2 protein-coding genes are annotated in these 2,524 nt (G+C 61.0%); one reads left to right on the top strand and one right to left on the bottom strand.

The genetic code is table 11. The features are described from left to right. The coding region (locus V3W31_05830) for a DHHA1 domain-containing protein (protein ID MEE9614461.1) at positions 1 to 1,047 on the bottom strand (1,047 nt) is incomplete at its 3' end. A 116-nt stretch (positions 1,048 to 1,163) separates the two neighbouring features. On the opposite strand from V3W31_05830, the gene V3W31_05825 reads away from it, so the two are divergent. Continuing rightward, the coding region (locus V3W31_05825) for a hypothetical protein (GenBank protein MEE9614460.1) at positions 1,164 to 2,524 on the top strand (1,361 nt) is incomplete at its 3' end.

The raw sequence follows: 2,524 nt of genomic DNA, 5'->3' as shown, positions 1-2,524 counted from the left end.
CTCCTCCTTATCAACGACCGGAAGCGCGTTTATGCCGTAGCGCCGCATGAGCTCATAGGCGTCCCGCAGCGGGGTGTCCACGGGTACGGTTATGGCAGGAGCGGACATTATATCCCCGGCGGTCCTTCTCGGGATGACCTTTGCCCTTACGGCGGCGAGTGTCTTCTCTTTCGCTTCTATGAGCGTCATGCCCTTGAGCGTTGCCGCGGCGGCCGTTGGGTGCCCGCCCCCGCCAAGCGCTCTCGCCACCTCGCCTGCATCAAGCTCGGGTACGGCGCTCCTTGCGACCATGTGGACCCGGTCCTTCAGCTCCGCCAGGAGGAACAGGCAGCGGAGCCCCTCGATATCCACGAGCCTGTGGGCGAGGGTGGATACCTCCCCGCCGAACTCCTCGGCCGAGACGGTGGCGATGGTTACGTCCACGCCGCCGACGGTGTATGTGGTCTCGGAAGTGAGTAGTTCGTTCAGGGCGGAGACCTCGTCCGGGGTGAGCTCCTTTTTAAGGAGGTCGGAGACGCGTTTCAGGTCGGCACCGCATTCCAGCAGGAATGCGGCGGCCTCGTAGTCCTTCGGCGTGGTGGAGGTAAAACCGAGCGAGCCCGTGTCCTCGTATATCCCGGCCATCATGACGGTCGCCTCGACGGGAGTGAGAGGAAGCTCCCTCTTGCGTATAAGGAGCGTGAGTATGGTCGTCGTGGAGCCGTACCTCTCGTATACGTCGAGCGAGCCCCGGACGTCTCCCTTTGCGGGCGGGTGGTGGTCGTAGACGTGTATGTCGACCCCCTCGCGGCCGACTACCTTTGCGAACGGCCCTATCCGCGAGGCCTGCCGGATATCGACCAGTATGAGCCGGGTTATGCTGTCGAGCTCCATGTCCCTTGCCCGCTCGAAGCCGTAGGGGAGTTCGATGGTCTCGATCGCCTTGCCGAGCCCCTTCTCGAGGGAGCCCGGGAAGGCCAGCCGGGCCCCGGGGTAGAGCTTTTTGGCCGCCACCATGGACGCAAGCGTGTCGAAGTCCGCGTGGGTGTGTGTGGTTATGACCTCCATAAGCGGATATTAGCACAGTTCAAGCGCCCGAAGCAAAAGCCCGCGGTGGGATACTATCCCTACCCCCCCCTCCCCCCTTGATTTATGTACTCAATCTGTTATATTATACACCCCCTATGGTGGAACCTTACTACAAGCAACGGCTTGCTCTCATGGACGGCCTCCTGGAACCGGATAACGACATGGCGAGCGGACAGCCCTGGACGCTGGATCCGAAGAAACAGCGCTTCAAGCTCGGCGAGACGCTCGCGGAGCTTAAGGTGCCGTACCACCTCGGAAGCGATGACGAGGCCGTGATCAAGAAGGCGGTAGTGGCCCTCGTGACCCTGTTTAAGGTCAGGTATGATGCGGAACAGGTCGAGGGCGAGGGCTACGAGACCCCGCCGGAGTTCTCGCTGGAGATAAGGCAGGAGTTGAAGGACAAGACCTATAAGACCGAGGCGCTCATGCCGGACTCCATCGAGAGGGAGGTCGCGGTCGAGATCTTGAGGACCACTCCGTTCGTGGACGGGGCCATGCTGAGCATATGGCTCGGCCCCGACGGCTACGGCAAGGAGTTTATCCAATGGGTCTCCGACATGGTCGAGAAGACGCTCAAGGAGGAGATAAAGGTGGACGGGGAGGAGAGGACCTCTTACCTCTTCTTCCTTGCCATGATGTGCGTCATAAGGAAGTGGAAGGGCAAGGTCGAGAAGGGGCTCAGGATAAGGGGTCTCGCCTACGAGAAGCTCGACGTTGCCGTGAGTTATGCCCTCTGCATGGCGGTCAGTGCCGCGGTCCGGGGGGTGTTTTCGAGGCTGAAGGAGGCACGGGCACTCTGTTACAGCGTCTCCTCGGAAGCCGTATTCAGGTCGGCGCTTGTGCCGAGGGCCTTCCTCTCCATACCTTCCGGGGCCCTCTTAGGCTCGTTCAACCCCTACGGCATAAACCGGGAGACGTTCGAGGCCCTCTCCGAGCACGCGCCCGAGCTAACCGAGACGACCGGCAGCGTGGAGGATCTCATATCCGTCTCGCTCTCCGGGGCGAAGAAAGTTTTACGGGTCGTCAAGGACCAGCATAGGGTGACGGCGTTGAGAGACCGTATCCTGGACTACCTCATAAAGTTCGACATGGCGGGGGTGGATGCCCATCATATGCTCTATGACATCTCTATGGACGACCGTCTTATCGGGGGTCTCTTCGACGACCCGAAGGCGGCCGAGAAGCTCACCGCGGCCCTCGATGGCGTCAGGGAGAAGTTCTCCAGGGACCTTCAGAGGTGCGAGGCCATCGAGGAGATCCTCTCCGTTATCTCTCCCTCTAAGAAAGGTGTGCTGGGTTGGCTCGGGGGAGGCAAGAAGGAGGACGACCCGACACGGGTCGTGGTCGAACGCTTCGTTGCCGCCAGGTTCGACGAGCACGTGGACAAGTTCGCCGGGCACATGAGGGTGTACATGGTCGACAGGCGGAAGGAGTTCGATAACAACACCCTCATAGA

The sequence above is a fragment of the Thermodesulfobacteriota bacterium genome (assembly GCA_036482575.1).
Classification (GTDB): domain Bacteria; phylum Desulfobacterota; class GWC2-55-46; order GWC2-55-46; family JAUVFY01; genus JAZGJJ01.
The sequence above is the reverse complement of the archived record's forward strand: the minus strand, read 5'-3'. Positions and strand labels throughout refer to the sequence as shown.